The following is a 21,886-nucleotide window of genomic DNA, read 5'->3' as shown; positions in this document are numbered from 1 at the left end:
CCTGTCCGCCCGGCTGCCCCGGCGGAGATATGCACGCGCCCACCCTACTGGCACGCCTACGCTGGAGGCATGCGTGAGTTCCACAAGCCAGTCCGACGCCCCGGCGACATCATCGAGGCGCTCCACGGCGCCGGCGACCCTGCAGAGCTCGGCGGGCTGGCCCACGACACGGCCGCCGCTCTCCTCCACCGGGTACGCACAGCGCCGGACCCGCGGATTGTCGACAGGCTGATCGGGTACGCCGACGAGCACGGGATCGACGACGTCGCCGAGCTGTGGGCCGACGCGCCCGCGGAGACGTTGCCCGGCGCGCTGTGGCGGCTGTACCTCGTCCGGCACACCGTGGCCGCCAACCCCGAGGACGCGGGCCGGATCTTCGCCCAGGGTGCGGAGGTCGACGGCGTGAACCAGGCGATCGCGGGCTCCCCGCACGCCCCCACCCCGGCGGAAGTGGTGGTCCTGGTCAACCAGATCCTGCGCGGCGCCTTCACCGGCGACTTCGCCGTGGCGCTCGAGCGCGCCTCGGCGTTCAGCCGGGTGATGGCAGCGGGTGCTGCGGAACTGGGGCCGCGCCACGACGACCACGAGCGGCTCGCCGCCGGGTACACGACGATGGCCGAGGAGTTCACGATGCAGGCGAAACTGTGGCGATCAGGGCAACTGACTTGAGCCTCAGCGCAGAGCCATTACACTCGGTAGATGCCGGGCCGCGGTAACCCCGGGCTCCACTTTAAGCCGCTTCGAGCGGCCACGCGCCGAGAGGCGTTCTGCGGTCCGGCCCTCACTTCTTCAACGCCATACGGGCCCTGCAGCGTGATCGCTGCAGGGCCCGCATCGTTCCCGTATCTTCCGGGATCATCCGATACTCAGGCGCGCTGGACCGCGCCGAAGCGCTCCTCCGCCATCTTCACCGCGGACTGCCTGGCCGCCGCGGCCTCTGCGTCGGTCAGCGTCCGATCGGCGCGGAAACGCAGCGCGAACGCCAGCGACTTCTTCCCCTCGCCCACCTGGTCGCCCGTGTAGACGTCGAACAACGCGATCGACTCCAGCAGTTCACCGGCGCCCTCAGCCAGAGCTGCCTCCACCTCGACGGAGGCGATGTCGGCGTCGACGATCAGCGCCACGTCCTCCTTCGCCATCGGGAAGGAGCGCATGGGCTCGATGTCGCCCCCGCGGACGGCGTGGCCCAACAGCAGGTCGGCGTTGAACTCGACGGCGCAGCTGCGTTCCGGTAGGCGGAAAGCGGCGACCACCCGGGGGTGCAGTTCACCCGCGTGGCCCAGCACGATGCCGTTGACCGACAGTTCGGCGCACCGGCCGGGATGCCACGGCGCCATCTCCACGTTGCGGCGCTCCAGTTCGACACCGACCGCCGCGGCGGCCGCTTCGGCGAACGCGACGACGTGGGTCCAGTCGGCGACGACGGCGGGACCGTCCCAGCCTGCGGACTTCCAGTTGCCGGTCACGACGGCGGCCATGGTTTCGGGCTGCGCGGGCAGCGCGGCGTCGAGCGCGGCCAACTCATCCTCGGTGGGGCGTGCGGCGACTCCGGGGCGGGGGGCGTCGGGCTCCCCACCGTCGAAGAACACCTTGCCCTTCTCGAACAGCGCCAGATCCGACAGGCTGCGCGACGTGTTGCGGGCGACGGCCGTGAACAGGCCGGGCAGCAACGAGGTGCGCAGGTAGCTGTGCGTCTCCGACAGGGGGTTGGCCAGCTTCACGAGGCGTCGACGGGGGTCCGCCTCGGCAACGCCCAACTGGTCGAGCTCATCGACGGAGACGAACGGCAGCGACAGCACCTCGGTGAAGCCCAGGGCGGCCACCGCGCGCATCGCGGCGCGCCGGTCACGGATGGCCGGGTCGAGGCCGCGGGTCACGGGGGGGACGGGCAGGGTCATGCCGATCCGGTCGAAGCCGACGTGACGGCCGACCTCCTCCACCACGTCATAGGGGTCCACGAGGTCGTTGCGCCAGCTGGGGGCGGTGACGGTCAGCGAGTCCCCCAGCGCGGTCACCCCGATCGACGCGGCGTTGAGCAGGCGCAGCGTCTCGTCCTGCTCGACGCGGGTACCCAGCACGTCGGAGATCAGGCCGCTGCGCAGCGACACCGTGTGCGGCACGGGGGCGGAACCGACGACGGTCTCGGCCGTCACCTGTCCCCCACCGTGGGTGGTCAGCAGCTTCGCGGCGCGCTTGGCGGCGGCGTAGGGCAGCTGCGGGTCGACGCCGCGCTCGAAGCGCTTCGAGGCCTCGGACGGCAGTCCGTGACGGCGGAACGTGCGCGACACCGAGGTGGCCTCGAAGTGCGCAGCTTCGAGGACGATCCTCGTGGTGCCCTCCGAAACCTCGGTGTTCTCGCCGCCCATGACGCCGGCCATGCCGATGGGGCCGGAATCATCCGTGATCAGCAGGTCGTCGGTCGTGAGCGTGCGGTCCTGGCCGTCCAGCGTGGTCAGGCGCTCACCCTCGTGCGCGAGCCGCACCCGGATGGGGCCCTGCAGCTTGTCGCCGTCGTAGGCGTGCAGCGGCTGGCCGGATTCGAGCATCACGTAGTTGGTGACGTCGACGGCGAGCGAGATCGAACGCACGCCCGAGGCGCGCAGCCGCTCAGCCATCCACTCGGGAGAGGACGCGGCGGGATCGATGCCTTCGATGGTCAGCGCCACGAAGGAGGTGCAGCGCTCGGATTCCAGCACCAGCGGATGGCCGCCCTCAACGGGCTCGGGCAGGGGCTGGCGGTAGGTGTCCTCGAAGGTCACGCCGTTGGCGATGGCCGCCTCGCGGGCCAGCCCGCGCAGCGACAGGCAGTAACTCAGGTCCGGCGTCACATCGATGTCGAGCACCTCGTCGGCGCTCCACAGGATGTCCTGCGCCTGGGTGCCGGGCTCCGCGGTGCCGGGGGCGAGCACGATGATGCCGTCGTGATCCTCGCCGAGGCCCAACTCGAGCTCCGAGACGATCATGCCGTCGGAGACGTGGCCGTAGGTCTTGCGGGCGGCGATCTCGAAGTTGCCGGGGAGGACGGTGCCAGGCAGCGACACGACGACGAGGTCGCCCTCGGCGAAGTTGTGCGCGCCGCAGACGATGCCGCGGGAAGACGGGAACTCGTCGGTGGCAGGGTCGTTGTGCCCGCCGACGTCCACGCGGCAGTAGCGGATGGTCTTGCCGTTCTTCTGCGGTTCGTCGACGAAGCTGAGCACGCGTCCGACCACCAGCGGGCCCGTCACCGGCGACTCCGTGGACTCGATGCGTTCGACGGTGAGCCCCACCGCGGTGAACTGCTCGGCGAGCTTGGCGGTGGTGACGTCGGAGGGCAGCGTTACGAGGTCGCGCAACCAGGAGACGGGGGCCTTCATCGGGCTCCTCCCAGGATGGATCGGCTGAAGCGGATGTCGCCCTCCACGAAATCGCGGAGGTCGGGGGCGCCGGTGCGGAACATGACCGTGCGGTCGATGCCCATACCGAACGCGAAGCCGGAGTAGACCTCCGGGTCTACGCCGCAGGCCCGCAGGACCCGCGGGTTCACGACGCCGCAACCGCCCCACTCGATCCAGCCTTCGGAACGGCAGGTGCGGCAGGGCGCGTCGGGGTTGCCGACAGACTCGCCGTGGCACACGAAGCACTGCACGTCCACCTCGGCCGAGGGTTCAGTGAACGGGAAGTAGTGGGGGCGCATGCGGGTGGCGGTGTCGCCACCGAACATTGCCTTGGCCAGGTGGTCGAGCGTGCCGCGCAGGTCCGCCATGGAAATGCCCTTGTCCACGACGAGGCCTTCCAGCTGGTGGAAGACCGGGAGGTGCGTCGCGTCGTACTCGTCGGCGCGGAACACCTTGCCGGGGACGACGACATACAGCGGCACACCGTGCGTCAGGAGGGCGCGCGCCTGGACCGGGGAGGTCTGGGTGCGCAGCAGCTTGCCTGCCGACGGCGGGTCGATCCAGAGGGTGTCCTGCAGGGCCCGCGCGGGGTGGTCCACCGGCACGTTGAGGGCGTCGAAGTTGTACCACTCCGCTTCGAGCTGCGGACCGTCGGCGACCTCCCAGCCCATGTCCGCGAAGACGTCGATCATCTCGTCGATCTGGTTGGTGATGGGGTGCAGCGCCCCGCGCGGGCCGGTGGTGACCGGGAGGGTCATGTCGATGCGCTCGGCGATCAACGAGGCCTCAAGCTCAGCGGCTGCGACCTCTTCCTGGCGAGCCGCGAAGGCCTGGTTGACCTGGCCGCGGGCCTTGCCGATGCGCTGCCCGGCCTCCTTGCGTGCCTGCGGGGGCAGGGCGCCGATCTCGCGGTTGGCGAGCGCCAGCGGCGAGGTGTCGCCAGCGTGGTCGTGCCGCGCCTGCTTGAGTTCAGCCGTCGTGACCGCGGCGCCGATGGCTGCCAGCGCGTCGGCGACGAAACCGTCGATGGCCGCCGGGTCGAGCGAGGCGACCTGCTTGGGATCGAAGTTGTCGTTTGGCCCCGACATGGGTCCCTCCTTGTTCACTGTTGCGTGGATGGACGGCGCGGTGCCGTCATCCTGCGGAAGAGCGTCGTTGTGCGGAGGCGGTGGCGTAGAGGCACACCGCAGCAGCGCTGGAGAGATTGAGGCTCTCCGCCCCACCCCACATTGGCACGGCGACCACCTCGTCGGCCAACTCACGGTCTTCTTCGGGCAGTCCCCATGCCTCGTTGCCCATGATCCAGGCCACGGGGCCGCTGAGTTCGCCGGCGGCGGCCTTCAGGTCGAGCGGGTCGCCGTCGCCGTCGGCAGCCAGCACCGTCATGCCCATGGCCTTGACCTTGGCAACCGCCTCAGCGAGTGGCACCCCGGTGAGGATGGGGAGGTGGAAGAGGCTGCCGACGGTGGAGCGCACCGTCTTGGGGTTGTAGATCTCGACGCTTCCCGTGGTGAGGATCACGCCGTCGGCGCCGAAGGCGTCCGCGCAGCGGATCACGGTGCCGGCATTGCCCGGGTCCCGGACCTGCGCGCAGATCACGAGGAGGCGGGCGTCGTTGACGTCCTCCCAGCCGAACGACAACTGGCGGCAGACCGCCACGATCCCCTGCGGGGTGACCGTGTCGCTCAGCGTGCGCATCTGCTGGTCCGTGGCCTGCCACACGGGCACGTTCACGGCGTCGAGCAGATCGGCGTGTTTGGCGGGGTCATCGACGATGACCTCCTCCACCAGCGAACCGACGGCCAGCGCCTCGCGCACGGCCTGCCGGCCCTCAGCCAGGAAGAGCCCGGCCGTGTCGCGGCCACGTCGCCCCGTCAAACGACGAACCGAACGCAGCACCGAGGCGGGAAGGCCAGGGGCTGCGTCCGGTCGAAGGGTCACTGAGTCCGCTTTCAGGCGGCTGCAGCGGGCTGGTTGTCCTTGGCGACGGCGACGAGGGCGTTGAACGCCGTGATGTCGTTGACGGCAAGGTCGGCGAGGATCTTGCGATCCACCTCGACACCAGCGTTCTTCAGGCCGTTGATGAAACGGTTGTAGGTCATGCCCTCGGCGCGGACGGCAGCGTTGATGCGCTGGATCCAGAGGCCGCGGAAGTCGCCCTTCTTGGCGCGACGGTCGCGGTAGGCGTAGGTGTACGAGTGGAGCAGCTGCTCCTTGGCCTTGCGGTACAGACGCGACCGCTGGCCGCGGTAACCCTTCGCCTGCTCGAGAACTTCGCGGCGCTTCTTGAGCGCGTTCACCGAACGCTTCACGCGTGCCATGGTGACTCCTTGGGTGGTGTGTGTGATTCAGAAAGATGGTGGGGTGGGAACTGCGTCCCGGCTTGAGCCCCGGCCTGGGCCGGGTTCAGCGTGCGGGATCAGCGGCCCTTGTGCTTGCCGAGCAGCTTGCGCACCGACTTGACGTCGGCCTTGGACACCTGGGCGGTGCCCTTCAGGCGACGCAGGCGCGTCGAGCCGAAGGTCTCGTTGAGGTGGCCGAGGTTGGCCTGAGCACGACGGATCTTGCCAGTGCCCGTCATCTTGAACCGCTTCTTCGCACCGGAGTGCGTCTTCATCTTCGGCATATCTAGCTCGCTTTCCTACTCGATCTCAGAGATCGATGTCTGGGTCCATGTTGTCTGCAGGACCACGCTTCTTCTGGTGGACATCCGTCTGGGCGGCGGCGCGGAGTTCCGCTTCCATTGCCCGTTCGTTCTCGGCCTGCTCCCTGCGCTCCGCCATGCGGCGGTCGCGGTCGGCGGCCTGGTCGACCTTGGCTTCGGTCTTCTTCTTGGTGGGTCCGAGCACCATGAGCATGTTTCGGCCGTCCTGCTTGGGAGAGGCTTCGATGAAGCCGAACTCCGCCACGTCGGCCGCCAGGCGGCGCAGCAGTTCCATGCCCAGTTCGGGGCGGGACTGCTCGCGGCCGCGGAACATGATGGTGATCTTCACCTTGTCGCCGGCCTTGAGGAAGCGGACCACGTGGCCCTTCTTCGTCTCGTAATCGTGCTGATCGATCTTGAGGCGGAGCTTCATCTCCTTGGTGGTGACGTTCTGCTGGTTCTTGCGGGCGTCGCGCACCTTCTGTGCCGCCTCGTACTTGAACTTGCCGTAGTCCATCAGCTTGGCGACCGGCGGACGCGCCTGCGGGGCCACTTCGACAAGATCCAGATCGTTCTCCGCCGCGAGACGCAGGGCGTCCTCGACGCGCACGATGCCGACCTGCTCGCCATTGGGGCCGACGAGCCGGACTTCGGGTACTCGGATGCGATCGTTGATCCGCGGTTCAGTGCTGATGGGTCCTCCAGTTGAAGAGTTGGTATGTACTGGTCAACGACAAAAGACCCCTGCACATGCAGAGGCCCACGCACCAACTCGACGACGGAGCAACCGCTCGCCGCGGGGTGACCCGGCCGCCACAGCAACTCGGGTGGGAGTGGAACTCCGCTTTATCAGGGCAGCCGAAAGCCGCCAACCTTGAAGATTATACGCAGGCCGCCCTGCATCTTCCAAAACCGGGCTCGCCGGGGCCCGGCGGCGTGGTCAGGCGTCGTCGTCCTCGGCGTACTTCACCCACGCGAAGTCCTCGCCCTCGAACTCGACGAGACGGAAACCGTCGGCGAACTTCTGCAGCGCGTCGCCGGCGATCACGAACGGTACAGGGCCGGCGACATCGATCAGCAATTGCTCCGCGTCAGCCGCCTCGACGGTGGCGCAGAGCTCGTCGAGCAGGCAGGGCACGGGCCGCGCGCCGGCCTCCCAGGCCTTGAGGGAGTCGTAGCCGGTGAAGGCCAGAAGGTAACTGCCGGACTCGTCCTTGAGCGTGACGGCCGCCATCTCCGCGTGACGGTCCGGGTCTGGGGCGTCACCGCCCTCGTCACCGCTGGCCACGATCGGTAGGAGCAGGCGGCTGGTGCAGAGTGCCACCAGGGCCCTGATGTAGCCGTTGTGGTCCTGCGCGCGCGCGATGGCGGCGCGGGTCAACGGGTCCGCAGCCCCGTCGTCGCCTGCGAAGCGGGAGTTCGGTTGTGCCAGGGAGCGCAGTTCGACCATGCCCAGAACCCTAGCCGTTCATGCGCCCGCGGCGATGTGCCAAACTGGGGGGCATGCCCATTGAGCTCATCGGGACCATCGCCGTCGCCGTCGTGATCCTCGCCATCGCCGCAGGAGTCACCGCCCGGGTGGGAAGGGTGCGGCCGCTGATCATCGGGCTGGGCCTGGCCGCCATTCCCGTGGGGCTGTACCTCACAGGCCTGCTCAGGCTGCTCATCAACGGGATCATGAGCCTGGTGGACTGGTTCCAGCGCACCGTGTTCACCGACGCCGTGGCGTGGGGCCTGGGCCTGCTGGTGGGCGGCATCATCCTCACCGTCGTGGGGCTCATGCTGCCCCGGAAGCCCGCCCGTGAGCATGCGGTTAAGCCCGCCGCGGGCCGGGAGGCCCCCCAGCGCGACCGCACCAGGCAGTTGCCCGGCGCCACCGCGGCCAAGCCCGCCACCGGCACCGCGCCGTCGACGCCCTCCCCCGCCGCGAAGCCGGCCGCCAAGCCCGCCGCGCAGCCGGCTCAGAAGGGCACAGACCCCGAGGACGCGGAGATCGAAGCGCTGCTGCGCAAGCGCGGCATCATGTGAGCTGGGCGGATCAGCCGGCTCAGTCGGCGTCGGCGCTGCTGTAGCCCGCCGAGGTCGCCCCATTGGCCTTCAGCCACCGGCGCAGCTCGATGATCTTGCGCTTGCCACCCTCACCTTCGAGGAACTGGATGGCCAGCACGGGCCTGCGCTTGAGGGTGTCCTCCTGCTTGACCAGCAGTGAACTCCAGGCATCGCCGGGACGCAGCCGCACCCCCGCGATCGTGTCCACGCCGTAGCGGCGCAGGAACGGCCCGTTGCGGACGGTGACCACACCGTCCGCCGCCCACAGCCGTGAATAGCCGACGGACAGCATGATGGCGATCATCAGGAACACGATGAACAGCAGCGTGCCCGCCTGCGCCCAGGTGACCTGCCCACGGATCTCCGGACCCAGCGCGTACCAGCCGTACAGCGCGCCGAAGAGCAGCACCATGGACAGCACGACACCGGTCATCAGCGCCGGCGGGCTGGAGTACGAGAGCCTCGCGGGGACGGGGTCTTCCTCGGGGATGAGCGGCTGGTCGACGGGATCTGTCACGACGCTCCTCAGAGCCTGCAGGCGGCGAGTTCGGTGAGCAGGATGCCCCGCGCGCCGGCGTCGTGGAGGCGGTCCATGAGGAGGTGGGCACCCTTCCGGGGAACCAGCACGCGCACGGCGCTCCAGCCCTCCTTCGAGAGCGCCGACACCGTCGGGCCCTCCACGCCCGGGGCCAGCGACGTGGTGGCCTCCAGGTCATCGGTGTGCACGTTGTAGTCGAGCATCATGTAGTTCTGGGCGACGAGCACCGAGTGCAGGCGGGTCTTCAGCGCCTCCGCCAGAGGCGGCAGCGCGCTGCCGCCGTTGCGCTGGATGAGGACGGCCTCGGATTCGCAGATCGGTTCGCCGAACATCTCGAGGCCCGCGCGACGCAGCGTGGTGCCGGTGTCGACGACGTCGGCAACGATGTCGGCGACGCCCAGCCGGATGGCGGATTCGACAGCGCCGTCGAGCCCGACGAGTTCGGCCTCGATCCCCTTCTCGTCGAGGTACGTCTGGAGCAGGCCGGTGTAGGACGACGCGATGCGCTTGCCGCGGAGGTCTTCGAGCGTCATCGACGACCCGTTGACCGCAGCGAAACGGAACCGGGAACCGCCGAAGCCGAGCGCCATGACCTCGGTGGCGTCCGCCGCCGAATCCAGGAGCATGTCGCGGCCGGTGATGCCGATGTCCAGATGGCCGCGGCCGATGTAGATCGCGATGTCACGGGGACGGAGGTAGTAGAACTCCACGCCGTGATCGGTGTCGATCAGCGTGAGGTCCTTGCTGTCGGTGCGCTGCCGGTAGCCTGCGGAGCGCAGCATCTGCGACGCGGCCTCGGCGAGGGCGCCCTTGTTGGGCACGGCGATGCGAAGGAGTCGTTCGGTGGTCACGTGTTCGTCCTCAGAGGTAGCGGTAGATGTCGTCGAGGTCGAGATCAAGGGCGATCATCATGACCTGCAGGTGGTAGAGCAGTTGGCTGATCTCCTCGGCGGCCTGGTCCTTCGACTCGTACTCGGCGGCCATCCACACCTCGGCGGCCTCCTCGACGACTTTCTTGCCGATGGCGTGCACGCCGGCGTCCAGCCGCTCCACAGTGCTCGAGCCTTCGGGCCGGGTGCGCGCGGTTTCGGTGAGCTGCTCGAAGAGCTGTTCGAAGGACTTCACGTTTCCAGACCTTATCGCTTAGAGCTTGATGCCGAGCAGCGCGTCGACCGCGGCGGACATCTCGGAGATGGCATCAGTGTCGTCGCCACCGATGCTGAGGCTGGCCGCCGCCCAGGTGTCGACGGCGGCAAGGGCGGCAGGGGCGTCGAGGTTGTTGCGGAGCGCGGTGCGCATGGCGGCGATCGTCTCGCCCGCAGGCAGCGCCCCGCCATCGTTGACCATGCCGCGCCACAGGGCGAGGCGCTCGGTGGCCCGTTCGAGCTGGTCCGGCGTCCACTCCCAGTTCTCCTGGTAGTGGTGGTCGAGTAGCGCCAAACGGATGGCCATGGGGTCCGCCCCGGCCTTGCGCAGGCGGCTGACGAGCTCGAGGTTGCCCTTGGACTTGCTCATCTTCTCGCCGTGGAGCGCCACCAGGCCGGAGTGCACGAAAGCATCCGCGAGAGGCTCACGGCTGGCCACGATGGCCTGCGCCGCGCACATCTCGTGGTGCGGGAAGATGAGGTCCGCACCGCCACCCTGGACGTCGAAGTTCGCTCCCAGGTAACGCAGCGAGATGGCTGTGCACTCGATGTGCCAGCCAGGACGACCCGCACCGAGTTGCGAGGACCAGCTGGGTTCGCCGTCGCGGGAGTAGCGCCACAGCAGGCTGTCGAGCGGGTGCCGCTTGCCCGGGCGGTCCGGGTCACCGCCGTTCTCACGGAAGCTGGCGATCATCTCCGCCTCGCTGAGGTGACTGACGCCGCCGAAGCCCGGCGCGGCTGCGGTGTTGAAGTACCAGTCCGGGTGCTCGTCGTCGCCCACCTGGTAGATGAGGCCGCTGGCGAGCAGGTCATCGATCAGTTCGGTGACGCAGCTGATGGACTCCACGGCGCCGATGTAGTTGTTCGGGGGCAGGACGCGCAGGTCCTGCATGTCGCTGCGGAACAGCTCCGTCTGGTCCGCGGCCAGTTCCTCCCATTCGACGCCGGTCTCGGCGGCACGCTCCAGGAGCGGGTCGTCGACATCTGTGACGTTCTGCGTGTAGTCGACGTTGAGCCCGAGGTCGCGCCAGACGCGGTTGATCAGGTCGAACGTGAGGTAGGTGTTGGCGTGACCCAGATGCGTGGCGTCGTAGGGGGTGATGCCGCACACGTACATGCGCGCGGTCTCCACATCCGCGGCCACAGGCACCAGGTTGCGCGACGCTGTGTCGAACAGGGTGAGCTTGTCCGGAACGGCGCCACCCGAGGGCGGCAGGGCCGGGACGTCAACGGTTTCCCACGCATACATGGGTCACAACTTACCGCCTAGATCGGAGGCCACGGGATGCTGGGCCACCGCTCGGATGGCCGCGGCATCGCTCCTTCCGCCAGCATCGCCTCGGCCCGCCCCGTCAGCGCGGCCCATTCCTCGTCGGTCAGTCCGGGCGCGAGCGGCGCGTCGATGCCCGCCGCGAGCGCGACGATGGAGAGCTCATCCTCGGTGAGTGGATCGCCGGCCCATCCCCACAGGACGGTGCGCAGTTTGTTGTCCGGGTGGAGGCTCACGCCGTGGTCGACACCCGCGAGGGCGTCGCCGTGCGTGATGACGTGGCTGGCCTTGCGATCGGAGTTGTTCAGCAGCGCGTCGAACAGGGCGAGCGCGCGGAGCCGGGGGTCGTCGCGGTGCGCCAGCACAACGGGCAGGTCCTCAGCGTTCAGACCGGTGAGGATGGGCAACCAGGTCTCGTCCACGTCGGTGGGCTCAAGCAGATCGATCAGCGGCGTGGGGGCGCCGTCCACCCAGCGCTGGGCAGATCCCTCGCCGAGCGGCCCCTCGCACCAGACGGTCAGCGGCACCACACCGAACCCGAGTTCTTCTGACAACGCGTAGGCCGCGACCTCGCGGCGGCCGAGGGTGGCCATCGGGAAGTCCCACAGCGGAGCCTCCCCCGCCACCGGCTTGTACACCCAGTGCGCCTCCTCCTCGTCTACGGCGAGGAAGGTGGCGTTGGAGGCATCGACGAGCCGCCCTACGACCTGGAGCGCTCCGCTGGGCCCGGTCATCCGAACAGCGGCCCGCGGTAGCCGTTCGCGCGGGGGCAGATGTGTCCTGCCGGGTCCAGTGGCTGGCTGCACGCCGGGCAGGAGGGCCGCCCGGAGGCGACGACGACCTCCGCTCGGGAGGAGAACTCCCGCGCCATCACGGGCGTCATCCGGATCTGGACGAGCGAGTTCTCACCCTCCTCGTCAGGTTCGGCGGAGAAGAGTTCGAGGAGGAGGCGGTTGCGCTCATGGTCCCAGGCCAGGCCGATGGCCGCCGCGCGGAACAGCACCTCGACGGGCGCGTCGAGCGGACCGTTGTCAGCCGGTGGCTGCCGCGGCGGCACTTCGTGGCCCAGTTCCGCGAGCTGGTCGAGCACGTCGCCGACCCGCACGCCCAGCAGGAGCGTCTGCTCCTTCTCCAGTGCCACGGCCGCCAGGCGGTTGCCCTGCGCCACCTGGATGAGGAACAGGCGTTCACCAGGCGCGCCGATGGTGCCGACGATGCAGCGATCCGGGTTGTCGAAGGCGAGCATCATGGCATCACCCTACGCCCGCGACATCGCCGCCGCCGATGGTCGGAGCGGAGTTGCCCCCGAGGAGCGAGGCGAGGTCGCCTCCGGTGTTCACGCACACCACGAGGGGCCGCTCGCCGCTGTAGTCGATGACGCTCAGGCCGGCCGGGTGCACGTGGAGGCGCTGGAACTGGTCCAGATGCATTCCGAAGGCGTGCGCGAGGATCGCCTTGATCGGGTCACCGTGCGAGAACACGGCGATGACCTCGTCCGCGCCGTGCCTGCCCGCCACGTCGGCGATGGCCGCGGTGGTTCGATGGAACATGGCCAGCATGGACTCGCCGCCGGGGAAGGCCACGACGGAGGGCCTGGCCTGCACGTCGGCCCACACCTCCTGGGAACTCAGGTCGTCGAGTTTCGCGCCGGTCCATTCGCCGTAGTCACATTCGCTGACGCCGTCGAGCAGCTCAGGGTGGGGGAAGCCTGCCAGCGTGGCCGTCTCGATGCACCGCTCCACCGGGGAGCTGTAGGCGGCCGCGATGGTCACGTTCCTCAGCAGTTCACCGAGGGCCACGGCCTGCCCCCGCCCGATGTCGTCCAACGCCACCCCCGGCGCGCGCCCGGCGAGCACGCCCGCTGCGTTCGCCGTCGAGCGGCCATGCCTGATCAGCACCACCTTGGTCATGGGGCCCAAGCCTAGTAGCCTCATCGGCGGTACAGTGGCCCCCGGTTTGGCTTCGGGAGGACGCACATATGGACTGGTTGCAGGCGATCGTGCTCGGCATCGTGCAGGGGCTCACGGAATTCCTGCCCATCTCGTCGAGCGCGCACGTGTCGATCGTCGGGCAGCTGCTGTTCGACGGCCGCGACCCCGGCGCCGCCTTCACCGCCGTCACCCAGCTGGGCACCGAGACGGCCGTGCTCGTCTACTTCCGCAAGGACATCGCACGCATCATCGCGCGCTGGTTCGGTTCGCTCCGCGGCACGGTGGAGCACTCCGACCCCGACGCCCGCATGGGCTGGCTGGTGATCATCGGCTCCGTCCCCATCGTCGTGCTGGGGCTGCTGTTCCAGGACGCCATCGACACCACGCTGCGCAATCTCTGGATCACCGTGGCGATGCTGGCCGGCGTCGGCATCGTGCTGGCGATCGCTGACAAGTTCGGCGAGAACAACACCAAGGACCTGCGGCAGCTGAGCTGGCGCGACGGCATCCTGTTCGGTCTGTTCCAGGCTGCAGCGCTGATCCCTGGCGTGTCGCGCTCCGGTGCCACCATCTCCGGCGGCCTGTTCCTCGGCTACGACCGGCCCGCCGCCACCCGCTACGCGTTCCTGCTGGCCGTCCCGGCCGTCTTCGGCTCCGGCCTCTACAAGCTCAAGGACATCGGCGGCGACTCAACCGCGGCTTGGGGTCCCACCATCGTGGCCACCGTCCTGGCGTTCATCATCGGCTACGCCGTGATCGCGTGGCTGCTGCGCTACATCTCCACGCACAACTTCCGGCTCTTCGTCGTCTACCGTCTGGCGGTTGCCGCGATCGTCGCGGTGCTGTTGCTCACCGGCGTGCTCGCTGCCGCCTAGGCTGGGTCCCGCTATGCAGCTTCGTCCACTCGGTGCCACCGGTCTCCATGTCTCCCCCCTCGGCTTGGGGACCATGGCGTGGGGCCGCGACGTCGAGTGGCCGATGGCGCAGGCCCTCCTGCACGATTTCGTCGACGGTGGGGGCAACCTCGTCGACACCGCACCCGCGTACGGCGCCGGGGTCGCGGAGAAGATGATCGGCAAGGCCCTGCACGCGGGTCTGCCCAGGGAGTCGCTGGTCATCGCCACCAAGGCGGGCTTCGTCGTGCGCGACGGACGCCGGGTGATCGACACGTCCCGCGGCGCGTTGCTCAACGACCTGGAGCAGTCGCTGCGGCGGCTGGGGACGGACCACGTGGACCTGTGGCAGGTGCACGCCTGGGGTGACGCCCCCGTCGACGAAACGATGTCGGCGCTGGACACGGCCGTCGCCCGGGGTATGGCCCACTACGTGGGTGTGTCGAACTTCGTGGGCTGGCAGACCGCCACGGCCGCCACCTGGCAGGACGCGGACCGGGCCCGGGTGACGCTGTCCAGCGTTCAGGTGGAGTACTCCCTGCTGGCACGGCGTGCCGAGGTGGAGGTCATCCCCGCCGCCGCGCACCACCGGCTGGGCGTGCTGGCGTGGTCCGGGCTGGGCCGCGGGGTGTTGACCGGCAAGTACGCCGGCGGCCGGATCCCGCGCGATTCCCGCGGCGCCTCAGATCACTTCAGCTGGTTCGTCGAGCCGTATCTGCAGCCCCGCTCGTCGGCGATCGTCGACGCGGTGGCACACGCGGCCCAGGGTCTGGGGCTGACAGCGGCCCAGGTGTCGCTGCTGTGGACCAGGGACGCTCCCCAGGTGGCCTCGGCCCTGATCGGCCCCCGCACCACGGAACACCTGGCCGAGCTCATGGACGTCGAGCACAAGACGCTCGTGCCGCCCATCGTCGCCGCCCTCGACGACATCTCCGGCGGCCCGAACGGGCTACGGCCGGCTAGCCCAGCTCGAACGTGATGTGGTGCAGGCCCTCGCCGTCGATCTCGAGGTGCAGCGTCCCGGTGACCTCTTCCAGTTCACCGGTGCCCGAGCCGGGGACGATCTCGTAGCGAAGCTCCTGCACGCCGCCCTGCATGGTGCCGAACTGCTGGAACGAGACGGCTCCCTTGCGACCGTCCAGCGTACCCTCGAAGACCTCCATGGCCACGTAGCCCGCCGTCCCGCTGGACGCGTCCCCACCTGAGACCATGACCCCCTTGCTGACGCCCTGCGCCGCGCCCTCCCACACCTTGGCGAAGTCGAACCTGCTGGTGGCGGGCAGCAGAGCCTCGGTGGGGGTGATCTCAATCTCAAAGGTCGCCTCAACGCCCATGTCATCTGCTCCTCAGACGTTCCGCGCCCACCTGCCGGGGCCCTTCTGGAGTCCACCCTAGCCCCGATTTGCGTAGTCCCGGGGTGTACCTGCTAGAGTTCCTTGTCGCTCCCCGAAAGGGAAGCACACCCTGTCCGGGTGGCGGAATTGGTAGACGCGCTAGCTTGAGGTGCTAGTGCCCGTTTAGGGCGTGGAGGTTCAAGTCCTCTCTCGGACACAAGTTGGAACCCCCAGTCAAATCGGCGAAAGCCGCACTGACTGGGGGTTCTGCCTTTTCTCCGTCTCGCCACGCCCCGACAGCGTGCACCACTCTGTAGCATGTTCATCGCACGTTCATCGCACGAGATCGCACGACGGGGGCATGCCATGAGGTTTGGCTACATTCGCCAGTCCGCCTCGTGCTCGTCACCGGCCGCACACTGCGTCACCTGCGGGCCGGGTTCGCCGATGTGGACAACTGGTTCGACGCAATCGTCGCCGAAAACGGCGCGGTGCTCCACACCAGTGCGGGGTCGCAGGTGCTGGCTCAGCCGATCGACCCAGCGCTGGCCGACGCACTCACGGGCCGCGGGGTCCGGGTCGACCGCGGGCAGGCACTCCTGGGCTGCTCGGCGACCCACGACCACCTCGTTCTGGAGGAGGTCCGTCGGCTCGGAGCCGACTACCAACTCACGCGCAACCGCGGCGCCCTGATGATCGTGCCGGCCGGCGTCACCAAGGGAACCGGACTGGACGCCGCACTCGACAACCTGGGCCTGTCCCGACACTCCACTATCGCCATTGGCGACGCGGAGAACGACCACACCATGCTCGCGCGCTGCGAGATTGGCGTCGCCGTCGCCAACGCCGTCGAGTCTCTCAAGCGCCGCGCCGACATCGTCACACTTGCCCCGGACGGCAAAGGGATGATCGAGATCCTGCGGGGTGACGTCCTGGCCGGGCGCTCCCACGTGCACCCCGAACGCTGGCAGATCTCGCTCGGCACCTACCTCGACGCCACCCCTGCCACTATTCCGGCCTCCCAGGTCAACATTCTTGTGACGGGTGGCACCCGTGCCGGGAAGTCCTTTCTGGCCGGGCTCATCGCCGAGCAACTCATCCGTCTCGCCTACGCCGTGGTCGTCATCGATGCCGAGGGGGACCACACCAGTCTGGGCGCCCTGCCCAACGTCGTTCATCTGGGTGGGCACGAGCCCGGTCCCAGGACCGGGCTCATACGCACCCTGTTGAGTCACCATGGCACAAGCATCATCGCCGACCTGTCCCAGCTCACGGGGAAAGAAAGGCAAACGTGGTACCAGGAAACACCGCCCCGGCTCGCCGATCTGCGCAGCGACCGCGGCCTGCCCCACTGGGTGCTGATCGACGAGGCCCACGAATCTCTCGGCCAAGAGAGCAAGACTCCACACCTGTTCGCACCGGACCGCAAGGGCCACTGCATGATCACCTATCACCCCACCGAACTCAGTGCTGAGGCTCGGAACAGCATCGACATCCTTGTGTCCCTGCAGCCAACTACCCTTGATGCGGAGGACGCGGTCGTCGCCGCCCCCACGGCGTTTAGCAGGCTCCCGGTCAACGATGTCCTCGCCGCATTCTCCGCCCTCCCCACCGGGGCCGGCTTGCTCGTGCGCGCCAGCGAGCCCGGAGTGCTGCGCCCCTTCATAGTCGGCCACCGGCGTACCACTCACGAGCGCCACTGGCACAAGTACGCGACGGCGGACCTACCGGTCCATCGGCGGTTCGTGTTCCGCCGCAGCCGGGAGTCAACCTCCGGTCACGAGGCTGCAAATCTACGCGACTTCCACAGTGAGTTGGACGTCTGCGAGGCCGACGTCATCGCTCACCACGCCGAGGCCCATGACTTCTCCCGCTGGATCCGGGGCGTATTCCGCGATGAACGCCTCGCCGCCGAAGTCGAGCAGGTCGAGGCCGAAATGACCACCGCTCGGCGGGAGAACGTTGAGGCCGCCCGGCGTCGGCTCCTGGCTGCCCTCGAGCACCGCTACCCCGGCTGAGGCTTGCCCGGCGAGAGGTGCGCCGGCCGCGGCTCGCCAAGCCACGGCCCCCCCGACGGTGCCGGGAATGCCCCCGGAAGGATCCGAAGGGGTTCTGCTGGGCGGCTGCGGCCTACTTCACGCGTGAGCCGCGCGACCATCCCTCAATCTTCTCGGGCCTGGGTGAGCGGTGTTGCCCGTCTCATATCCGTGGTCGCGCAGCAGTCGCAGGCCACACAGCCCCAGAACCGGCCAGGTGTTTGAGGGTAAAGGCCAGCAGCAAGCTGATGGCTCTGGCTCCTCGTCGATTACCCCCTGTGGGGTGCGGACAGTCGTTCGGCCACGTTCTCCAGAGCCAAACCCCTTGACCCCTTGACCAGCACGACGTCCGCAGGACTCAGCCAGGCGGCGGCGGTAGCAGCGGCGGCGGCCCTGTCCGATGCCACGGTGCTCTCGACGCCACCGGCTCCGGAGACCAGGTCGTCGGCATGGGCGCCGATCGCGATCAACCGGTCCACGCCGAGCGCTGCGGCAAGCGCCCCGACCTCGACGTGCGCCGCGGCGGCCCCGGGGCCGAGTTCCAGCATGTCGCCCAGCACCGCGAGGAGGCGCCCGCCGGGTCTACGCAACGAGGCGAGGGTGCGCAGTGCCGCGGTCATGGAGTCGGGATTGGCGTTGTAGGCGTCGTTAACCACCAGCGCCCCGTCCGGACGGGAGCTGAGTTCCATCCGCCAGTGCGAGCGGGCGGTGGCGTTGCCAAGAGCCAGGGCAACCGTGGAAACGTCCAGGCCCTGCCCCAGCGCCGCCACGGCTGCGGCCAGCGCATTGCCCACCTGATGGGCTCCGGTCACCTGCAACGCCACCGGGGCAGACCCTCTGGCTGCGCCGCTGGCGTGCAGCATGAAGGTGGGCCGTTGCCTGTCAGAGGCCCCGACCTGCTCGGCCCAGACCCGCAGGTCCCCCCACCCGGGCGCAGCACCGACGGCAAAGGTGGCGATGCGGGCGCCGGTGCGTCCGGCCATCGCTGAGACGAGCGGGTCGTCGGCGTTCAGGACCGCCCAGCCTTCTGCGGGCAGCGCCTCCACGAGTTCGCCCTTTGCCTTCGCGATCGCCGCTACCGACCCGAACTGGCCGAGGTGAGCGTGGCCGACGTTGAGCACAATGCCAACGTGAGGCGTCACAATCGGGCACAAGGAGGCAATGTGACCACTGCCGCGGGCTCCCATCTCGCTGACCAGGAACCGTGTGGCCGCATCCACCCTGGTGGCAGTCAGCGGCACCCCGAGCTCGTTGTTCAACGAGCCGACAGGGGCGACCGTGGGGCCGGCGGTCGCCAGCACCTGGGCCAGTAAGTCCTTGGTACTGGTCTTGCCTGACGACCCGGTGATGCCGACGGTGACCAGTCCGGCCGCGACGGCTTCCTCCACAAGCGCCGTTGCCAGGGCGGTCAGCCCGGCCAGCGGGTCGGGCACCACAAGTTGCGGGACCGCCATGGGGAGTTCCTTGCGCACGAGGACGGCCGCGGCGCCAGCCGCGACCGCCCCCTCAACGAAGTCGTGACCATCGGCCCGCTCCCCCGGCAGAGCGACAAAGAGGGCGCCGGGGGAGCATGCGCGTGAGTCGATAACCACGTCGGGGCCGACGAGAGTGCCAGGGTCGCCGACCAGCCTGGCTCCCGTCAGGCGGGCCAACCGGTCGGCGGTCTCTCTACGCATGCGATTCATCATTCACGAATTCTGGTACGTCTGTCAAGTTACAGTCCACCATGATCAGCTTCTCGCGACTGACATCTCCGACGAGCGACGCTGACTTGACGTGGAGACACTTCTCCTGTTTCCTGGGGCAAGAAGGGGAGTAATCCTCGCTCCGCATCGTCAACACGGTCCCCACCTCGGGATCCGGTGCGCAGGGCCCACAAGGCCGATGAGACCTTCACGAAACTCGTGGAGGTCTTTGTCATGAATGTTCCTTGGTGGGCGTGGTTCGCCGTCCTAGGTGTGATCCTGGTGATGCTCGCCGTGGACCTGATCGCCCACCGCACAGCCCACGTGATCGGCGTGCGAGAAGCCGCCGTCTGGTCGATCGTGTGGGTGACGATCGGTGTCGCGTTCGGTGTGCTGGTGTGGACGTTGTGGGGGGCGGAATTCGGGCAGCAGTATTTCGCCGGATACCTGATCGAGAAATCCCTCGCCGTGGACAACGTGTTCATCTGGGCTATCATCTTCGCCGCGTTCGCGGTCCCGCGCGAGTTTCAGCACCGAGTGCTGTTCCTCGGCGTCCTCGGCGCGCTGATCTTCCGCGGAATCTTCATCGCCGCCGGCGCTGCGCTGATTGAGAACTTTTCCTGGATCCTCTACGTATTCGCCGCGTTCCTGATCTACACCGGGTGGCGAATGTTCCGCTCACGCAACGAGCACGTCCACCCCGAGAAGTCCCGCATCCTCAAGCTGTTCCGCCGGTTTGTGCCGATGACAGACGCGTACCACGGGCAGAAGTTCCTGATCCGCAAGGCAGGACTAGTAGTGGCGACGCCGCTGCTCGCGGTGCTGGTGCTGGTGGAGATCACTGACATCATCTTCGCCGTCGACTCGATCCCGGCGATCTTCGCCGTGACCAGCGAACCGTTCCTCGTCTTCACCGCCAACGCGTTCGCGATCCTCGGCCTGCGAGCCATGTACTTCCTCCTCGCTGACCTGATCCACCGGTTCGTCTACCTCAAGATCGGACTCTCGTTCGTCCTGATCTGGGTGGGCATCAAGATGCTGCTCCTGGATGTGCTCTACATCCCGACCACGATCAGCCTCGCCGTCGTCGCGACCATCATCACGGTGTCCATTGTCGCCAGCCTGCGCGCCACCCGCGGCCAAGGCCGACGCGAAGTGCAGGCCGAGGCTGCAGGGGCGTTCCGGATCGCCACCGACGAGGAGCTGGGCGCGGTCGAGCCGGTCTTCCGCCGCCGTGTACTTGTGCTCGCGGGGAGCCGGAACGATCGCTCCGGCGACTGACCGTAACGCCGGCCCGCTGCGATCAGGGAAACACCCGCGGCGGCGCTACACCCGATCCCTCAGCCAGTCAGAGGAGGTACACCCGACCGCCAGACTGAAGGGTGGTTGGCCGAAACTGCTGACGATGCCCAACGCCCACCGGCCGAGACGCGCCATGACCCGAGCTCAACCGACCCGCCGTTATCCACATCACCGCCCACCCCGAAGGGAACGCTAATGAAGTTGTTCGACCTCCTCACCAGCCTGGCTTCCCAGGCCCGCAACAAGACCCCCTCCCCAGCGCCGACCCCCGGCAGCGAACCCCGAGACTGGAGAAGCACGCTGCGGGGCACAGTGGACGCACTCATCGGTAACACGGCAGCGGAACCAGCCCAGCCGCCGTTCACGCCGCCCGCCGCCACCCAGTCAGCACCCTCGGGATCGGTCGGACTGACCCCATCGCCGCCGGATCACCAGGCGGCCGACCGTGCCGCTGTGGCCCGCTACGAGTACCTGCTGCGCACCGCCGAACCCGTCCAGCTTGAGCGGATCCACGCAGACGCGTTCGCACGCCTCACTCCCGCAGAGCGGGACCAACTCCACGCGCGACTGCGCACCGAATTACCCCTTGGGGAGCAGCCGCGCACATCGCAACCGGCCGATCTTGCCCGCACCGCCACCCGTGCCGAGGCTGCTCAGCCCGGCTTTCTGGCCGGTATCCTCGCCCGCATCCCTCGACCCGGCGCCGCCACGACCGGGCAGAGGGTCGGGGTGGCCGCTGCCAGCGCGGGAGGTGGACTCCTGATCGCCGTCGCCGGCGGTGCGGCAGTTAGCGCCATCGCCGCCCCGCTCCTCGCTGAAGCCGTCAACGTCGGTATCGATTTCGATGCCCTTGCCGGGTTGGTCAGCGTGGAAGGCTTCACCAGCGGTCTCGAGGATCTCACCCCCGGGGCCACTGACCTGGCTGACGGGGTGAGCGGCGTCGCTGCCGGGGCATCCGAGCAGGTCGGCGGATTGGGAGAAGACATCACTGGCTTCGGGGAACAACTCTCCAACCTTGAGATTCCCGGCTGGGGAAGACTCTTCGGAGGCTGACCGGAGCCAACCACGCTAAGCACGTCATCCCTGACCGGACAACAGACGGCGCCCGCTCGCTTGTTGAGCCAGTGCCCAGCAGGCCTCGCGCTTTCATGACTGAAGCGACTGGGATTCATGAGATGCGGAACATAGGCAGGGCGCCGTTATCCCGAGAAACCCCCTGTCCCTGCGGACGCTGACAAGGCGTGACGACCAACGCTCGGGATAACATATTCCGGCTCTTCACAGATGGCGGTGGGTGATGGGGCTGGATTTCGGACGGGCCCGGTGATGTGAAGGGGGCCCTCGGGTTGGCAGGATGAAGGTGTCTAAGCCACATCTGAAACCCAAGGGCCCTTGTGCGAAACGCTACCCCACCCTGCCTCGATACGTTCTGCCGTCTGGACCCTCTCGGGCTGTCCGTGACCGCCCAGCGCGTCGAACCCGACCACACTGTGCTGCGCTGCCGCCCCACGACACCTCCGTCGCCGTGTCCGGGGTGCGCCGGGCCGGGGGTCCGTGGGGTGTGACACTTCTCGTGGACAGTCGTTACCAGGAAGGAACGACGAGACGAGATGTCATCGAAACGCAGGAAGTACACCCCGGAGTTCAAGGCTGACGCGGTCCAGCTCGTGGTGGTCGCTCAG

23 protein-coding genes and 1 tRNA gene are annotated in these 21,886 nt (G+C 68.4%); 8 read left to right on the top strand and 16 right to left on the bottom strand.

Going from position 1 to position 21,886, the window contains the following annotated elements:
- Window positions 1-69 precede the first annotated feature (69 nt).
- On the top strand, window positions 70-669 hold the full coding sequence (locus C3E87_RS13820; protein ID WP_076063959.1) for a hypothetical protein: 600 nt from the start codon (window positions 70-72) through the stop codon (window positions 667-669).
- 197 nt (window positions 670-866) lie between these two features.
- On the opposite strand, the gene pheT is transcribed toward C3E87_RS13820, so the two are convergent.
- From pheT to C3E87_RS13785, 7 genes are all read right to left on the bottom strand, one after another.
- Window positions 867-3,356: a phenylalanine--tRNA ligase subunit beta gene (gene pheT, locus C3E87_RS13815; protein WP_076063957.1), complete on the bottom strand. Its 2,490-nt coding sequence runs from the start codon at window positions 3,354-3,356 to the stop codon at window positions 867-869.
- On the bottom strand, window positions 3,353-4,465 hold the full coding sequence (gene pheS / locus C3E87_RS13810; RefSeq protein ID WP_076063956.1) for a phenylalanine--tRNA ligase subunit alpha: 1,113 nt from the start codon (window positions 4,463-4,465) through the stop codon (window positions 3,353-3,355). The genes pheT and pheS overlap by 4 nt, the downstream gene beginning before the upstream one ends.
- A gap of 46 nt (window positions 4,466-4,511) precedes the next feature.
- Window positions 4,512-5,318 (bottom strand): RNA methyltransferase, encoded by an 807-nt coding sequence (locus tag C3E87_RS13805; RefSeq protein ID WP_076063954.1) that lies wholly within the window; start codon window positions 5,316-5,318, stop codon window positions 4,512-4,514.
- 11 nt (window positions 5,319-5,329) lie between these two features.
- Window positions 5,330-5,698: a 50S ribosomal protein L20 gene (gene rplT, locus C3E87_RS13800; RefSeq protein ID WP_076063952.1), complete on the bottom strand. Its 369-nt coding sequence runs from the start codon at window positions 5,696-5,698 to the stop codon at window positions 5,330-5,332.
- 98 nt (window positions 5,699-5,796) lie between these two features.
- A complete protein-coding gene (gene rpmI, locus C3E87_RS13795) occupies window positions 5,797-6,003 on the bottom strand; it encodes a 50S ribosomal protein L35 (RefSeq protein WP_076063949.1) in 207 nt (68 codons plus the stop codon).
- 25 nt (window positions 6,004-6,028) lie between these two features.
- Window positions 6,029-6,697, bottom strand: a complete 669-nt coding sequence (gene infC, locus C3E87_RS13790) for a translation initiation factor IF-3 (protein WP_076063947.1) — start codon at window positions 6,695-6,697, stop codon at window positions 6,029-6,031.
- A gap of 264 nt (window positions 6,698-6,961) precedes the next feature.
- Window positions 6,962-7,471 carry an SseB family protein gene (locus C3E87_RS13785; RefSeq protein ID WP_083665689.1) on the bottom strand — a complete coding sequence of 170 codons (510 nt, stop codon included), beginning with the start codon at window positions 7,469-7,471 and terminating at the stop codon, window positions 6,962-6,964.
- 53 nt (window positions 7,472-7,524) lie between these two features.
- Between C3E87_RS13785 and C3E87_RS13780 the strand changes: the two genes are divergently transcribed.
- Window positions 7,525-8,049 carry a hypothetical protein gene (locus tag C3E87_RS13780; protein ID WP_076063945.1) on the top strand — a complete coding sequence of 175 codons (525 nt, stop codon included), beginning with the start codon at window positions 7,525-7,527 and terminating at the stop codon, window positions 8,047-8,049.
- A gap of 19 nt (window positions 8,050-8,068) precedes the next feature.
- Here C3E87_RS13780 and C3E87_RS13775 read toward each other — a convergent pair whose 3' ends face one another.
- The 7 genes from C3E87_RS13775 to C3E87_RS13745 are packed head-to-tail and all read right to left on the bottom strand — an operon-like array spanning window position 8,069 to window position 12,933.
- Window positions 8,069-8,587, bottom strand: a complete 519-nt coding sequence (locus C3E87_RS13775) for a hypothetical protein (RefSeq protein WP_076063942.1) — start codon at window positions 8,585-8,587, stop codon at window positions 8,069-8,071.
- Window positions 8,588-8,595: 8 nt separating this feature from the next.
- Window positions 8,596-9,459, bottom strand: a complete 864-nt coding sequence (hisG, locus tag C3E87_RS13770; RefSeq protein ID WP_076063940.1) for an ATP phosphoribosyltransferase — start codon at window positions 9,457-9,459, stop codon at window positions 8,596-8,598.
- Window positions 9,460-9,469: 10 nt separating this feature from the next.
- A complete protein-coding gene (locus C3E87_RS13765) occupies window positions 9,470-9,733 on the bottom strand; it encodes a phosphoribosyl-ATP diphosphatase (protein WP_076063938.1) in 264 nt (87 codons plus the stop codon).
- A gap of 18 nt (window positions 9,734-9,751) precedes the next feature.
- On the bottom strand, window positions 9,752-11,002 hold the full coding sequence (mshC, locus tag C3E87_RS13760; protein WP_076063936.1) for a cysteine--1-D-myo-inosityl 2-amino-2-deoxy-alpha-D-glucopyranoside ligase: 1,251 nt from the start codon (window positions 11,000-11,002) through the stop codon (window positions 9,752-9,754).
- A gap of 17 nt (window positions 11,003-11,019) precedes the next feature.
- Window positions 11,020-11,757, bottom strand: a complete 738-nt coding sequence (locus C3E87_RS13755; RefSeq protein WP_076063933.1) for an SCO1664 family protein — start codon at window positions 11,755-11,757, stop codon at window positions 11,020-11,022.
- Entirely contained in the window at window positions 11,754-12,272 is a 519-nt protein-coding gene (locus tag C3E87_RS13750; RefSeq protein ID WP_076063930.1) for a DUF3090 domain-containing protein, read from the bottom strand. Before C3E87_RS13750 ends, C3E87_RS13755 begins: the two co-directional genes overlap by 4 nt.
- A 4-nt stretch (window positions 12,273-12,276) precedes the next feature.
- Window positions 12,277-12,933 (bottom strand): MSMEG_4193 family putative phosphomutase, encoded by a 657-nt coding sequence (locus C3E87_RS13745; RefSeq protein WP_076063928.1) that lies wholly within the window; start codon window positions 12,931-12,933, stop codon window positions 12,277-12,279.
- 68 nt (window positions 12,934-13,001) lie between these two features.
- On the opposite strand from C3E87_RS13745, the gene C3E87_RS13740 reads away from it, so the two are divergent.
- Together C3E87_RS13740 and C3E87_RS13735 are read left to right on the top strand one after the other, a co-directional pair.
- Complete coding sequence (locus C3E87_RS13740; protein ID WP_076063926.1) at window positions 13,002-13,829, top strand: undecaprenyl-diphosphate phosphatase; 828 nt, start codon at window positions 13,002-13,004, stop codon at window positions 13,827-13,829.
- 13 nt (window positions 13,830-13,842) lie between these two features.
- Complete coding sequence (locus tag C3E87_RS13735) at window positions 13,843-14,826, top strand: aldo/keto reductase (RefSeq protein ID WP_076063923.1); 984 nt, start codon at window positions 13,843-13,845, stop codon at window positions 14,824-14,826.
- Here the strand turns inward: C3E87_RS13735 and C3E87_RS13730 are convergent.
- Entirely contained in the window at window positions 14,807-15,181 is a 375-nt protein-coding gene (locus C3E87_RS13730; RefSeq protein ID WP_076063921.1) for a DUF3224 domain-containing protein, read from the bottom strand. The two genes, C3E87_RS13735 and C3E87_RS13730, sit on opposite strands and share 20 nt — an antisense overlap.
- A gap of 132 nt (window positions 15,182-15,313) precedes the next feature.
- Between C3E87_RS13730 and C3E87_RS13725 the strand changes: the two genes are divergently transcribed.
- A tRNA-Leu gene (locus tag C3E87_RS13725) sits at window positions 15,314-15,398 on the top strand.
- A gap of 181 nt (window positions 15,399-15,579) precedes the next feature.
- Entirely contained in the window at window positions 15,580-17,199 is a 1,620-nt protein-coding gene (locus C3E87_RS13720) for an HAD hydrolase family protein (protein WP_076063918.1), read from the top strand.
- 287 nt (window positions 17,200-17,486) lie between these two features.
- Here the strand turns inward: C3E87_RS13720 and murF are convergent, their stop codons facing one another.
- Window positions 17,487-18,893, bottom strand: coding sequence for a UDP-N-acetylmuramoyl-tripeptide--D-alanyl-D-alanine ligase (murF, locus tag C3E87_RS13715; protein ID WP_076063987.1), 1,407 nt, complete (start codon window positions 18,891-18,893; stop codon window positions 17,487-17,489).
- A 243-nt stretch (window positions 18,894-19,136) separates the two neighbouring features.
- On the opposite strand from murF, the gene C3E87_RS13710 reads away from it, so the two are divergent.
- On the top strand, window positions 19,137-20,183 hold the full coding sequence (locus tag C3E87_RS13710; RefSeq protein WP_076063985.1) for a TerC family protein: 1,047 nt from the start codon (window positions 19,137-19,139) through the stop codon (window positions 20,181-20,183).
- Window positions 20,184-20,399: 216 nt separating this feature from the next.
- Window positions 20,400-21,257 carry a hypothetical protein gene (locus C3E87_RS13705; RefSeq protein WP_076063916.1) on the top strand — a complete coding sequence of 286 codons (858 nt, stop codon included), beginning with the start codon at window positions 20,400-20,402 and terminating at the stop codon, window positions 21,255-21,257.
- Window positions 21,258-21,886 lie beyond the last annotated feature (629 nt).

It is taken from the genome of Tessaracoccus sp. ZS01 (assembly GCF_022342445.1).
In the GTDB taxonomy this organism is placed as follows: domain Bacteria; phylum Actinomycetota; class Actinomycetes; order Propionibacteriales; family Propionibacteriaceae; genus Arachnia.
Note: the sequence above shows the minus strand (reverse complement) of the source record. Positions and strands in the feature narration are given on the sequence as shown.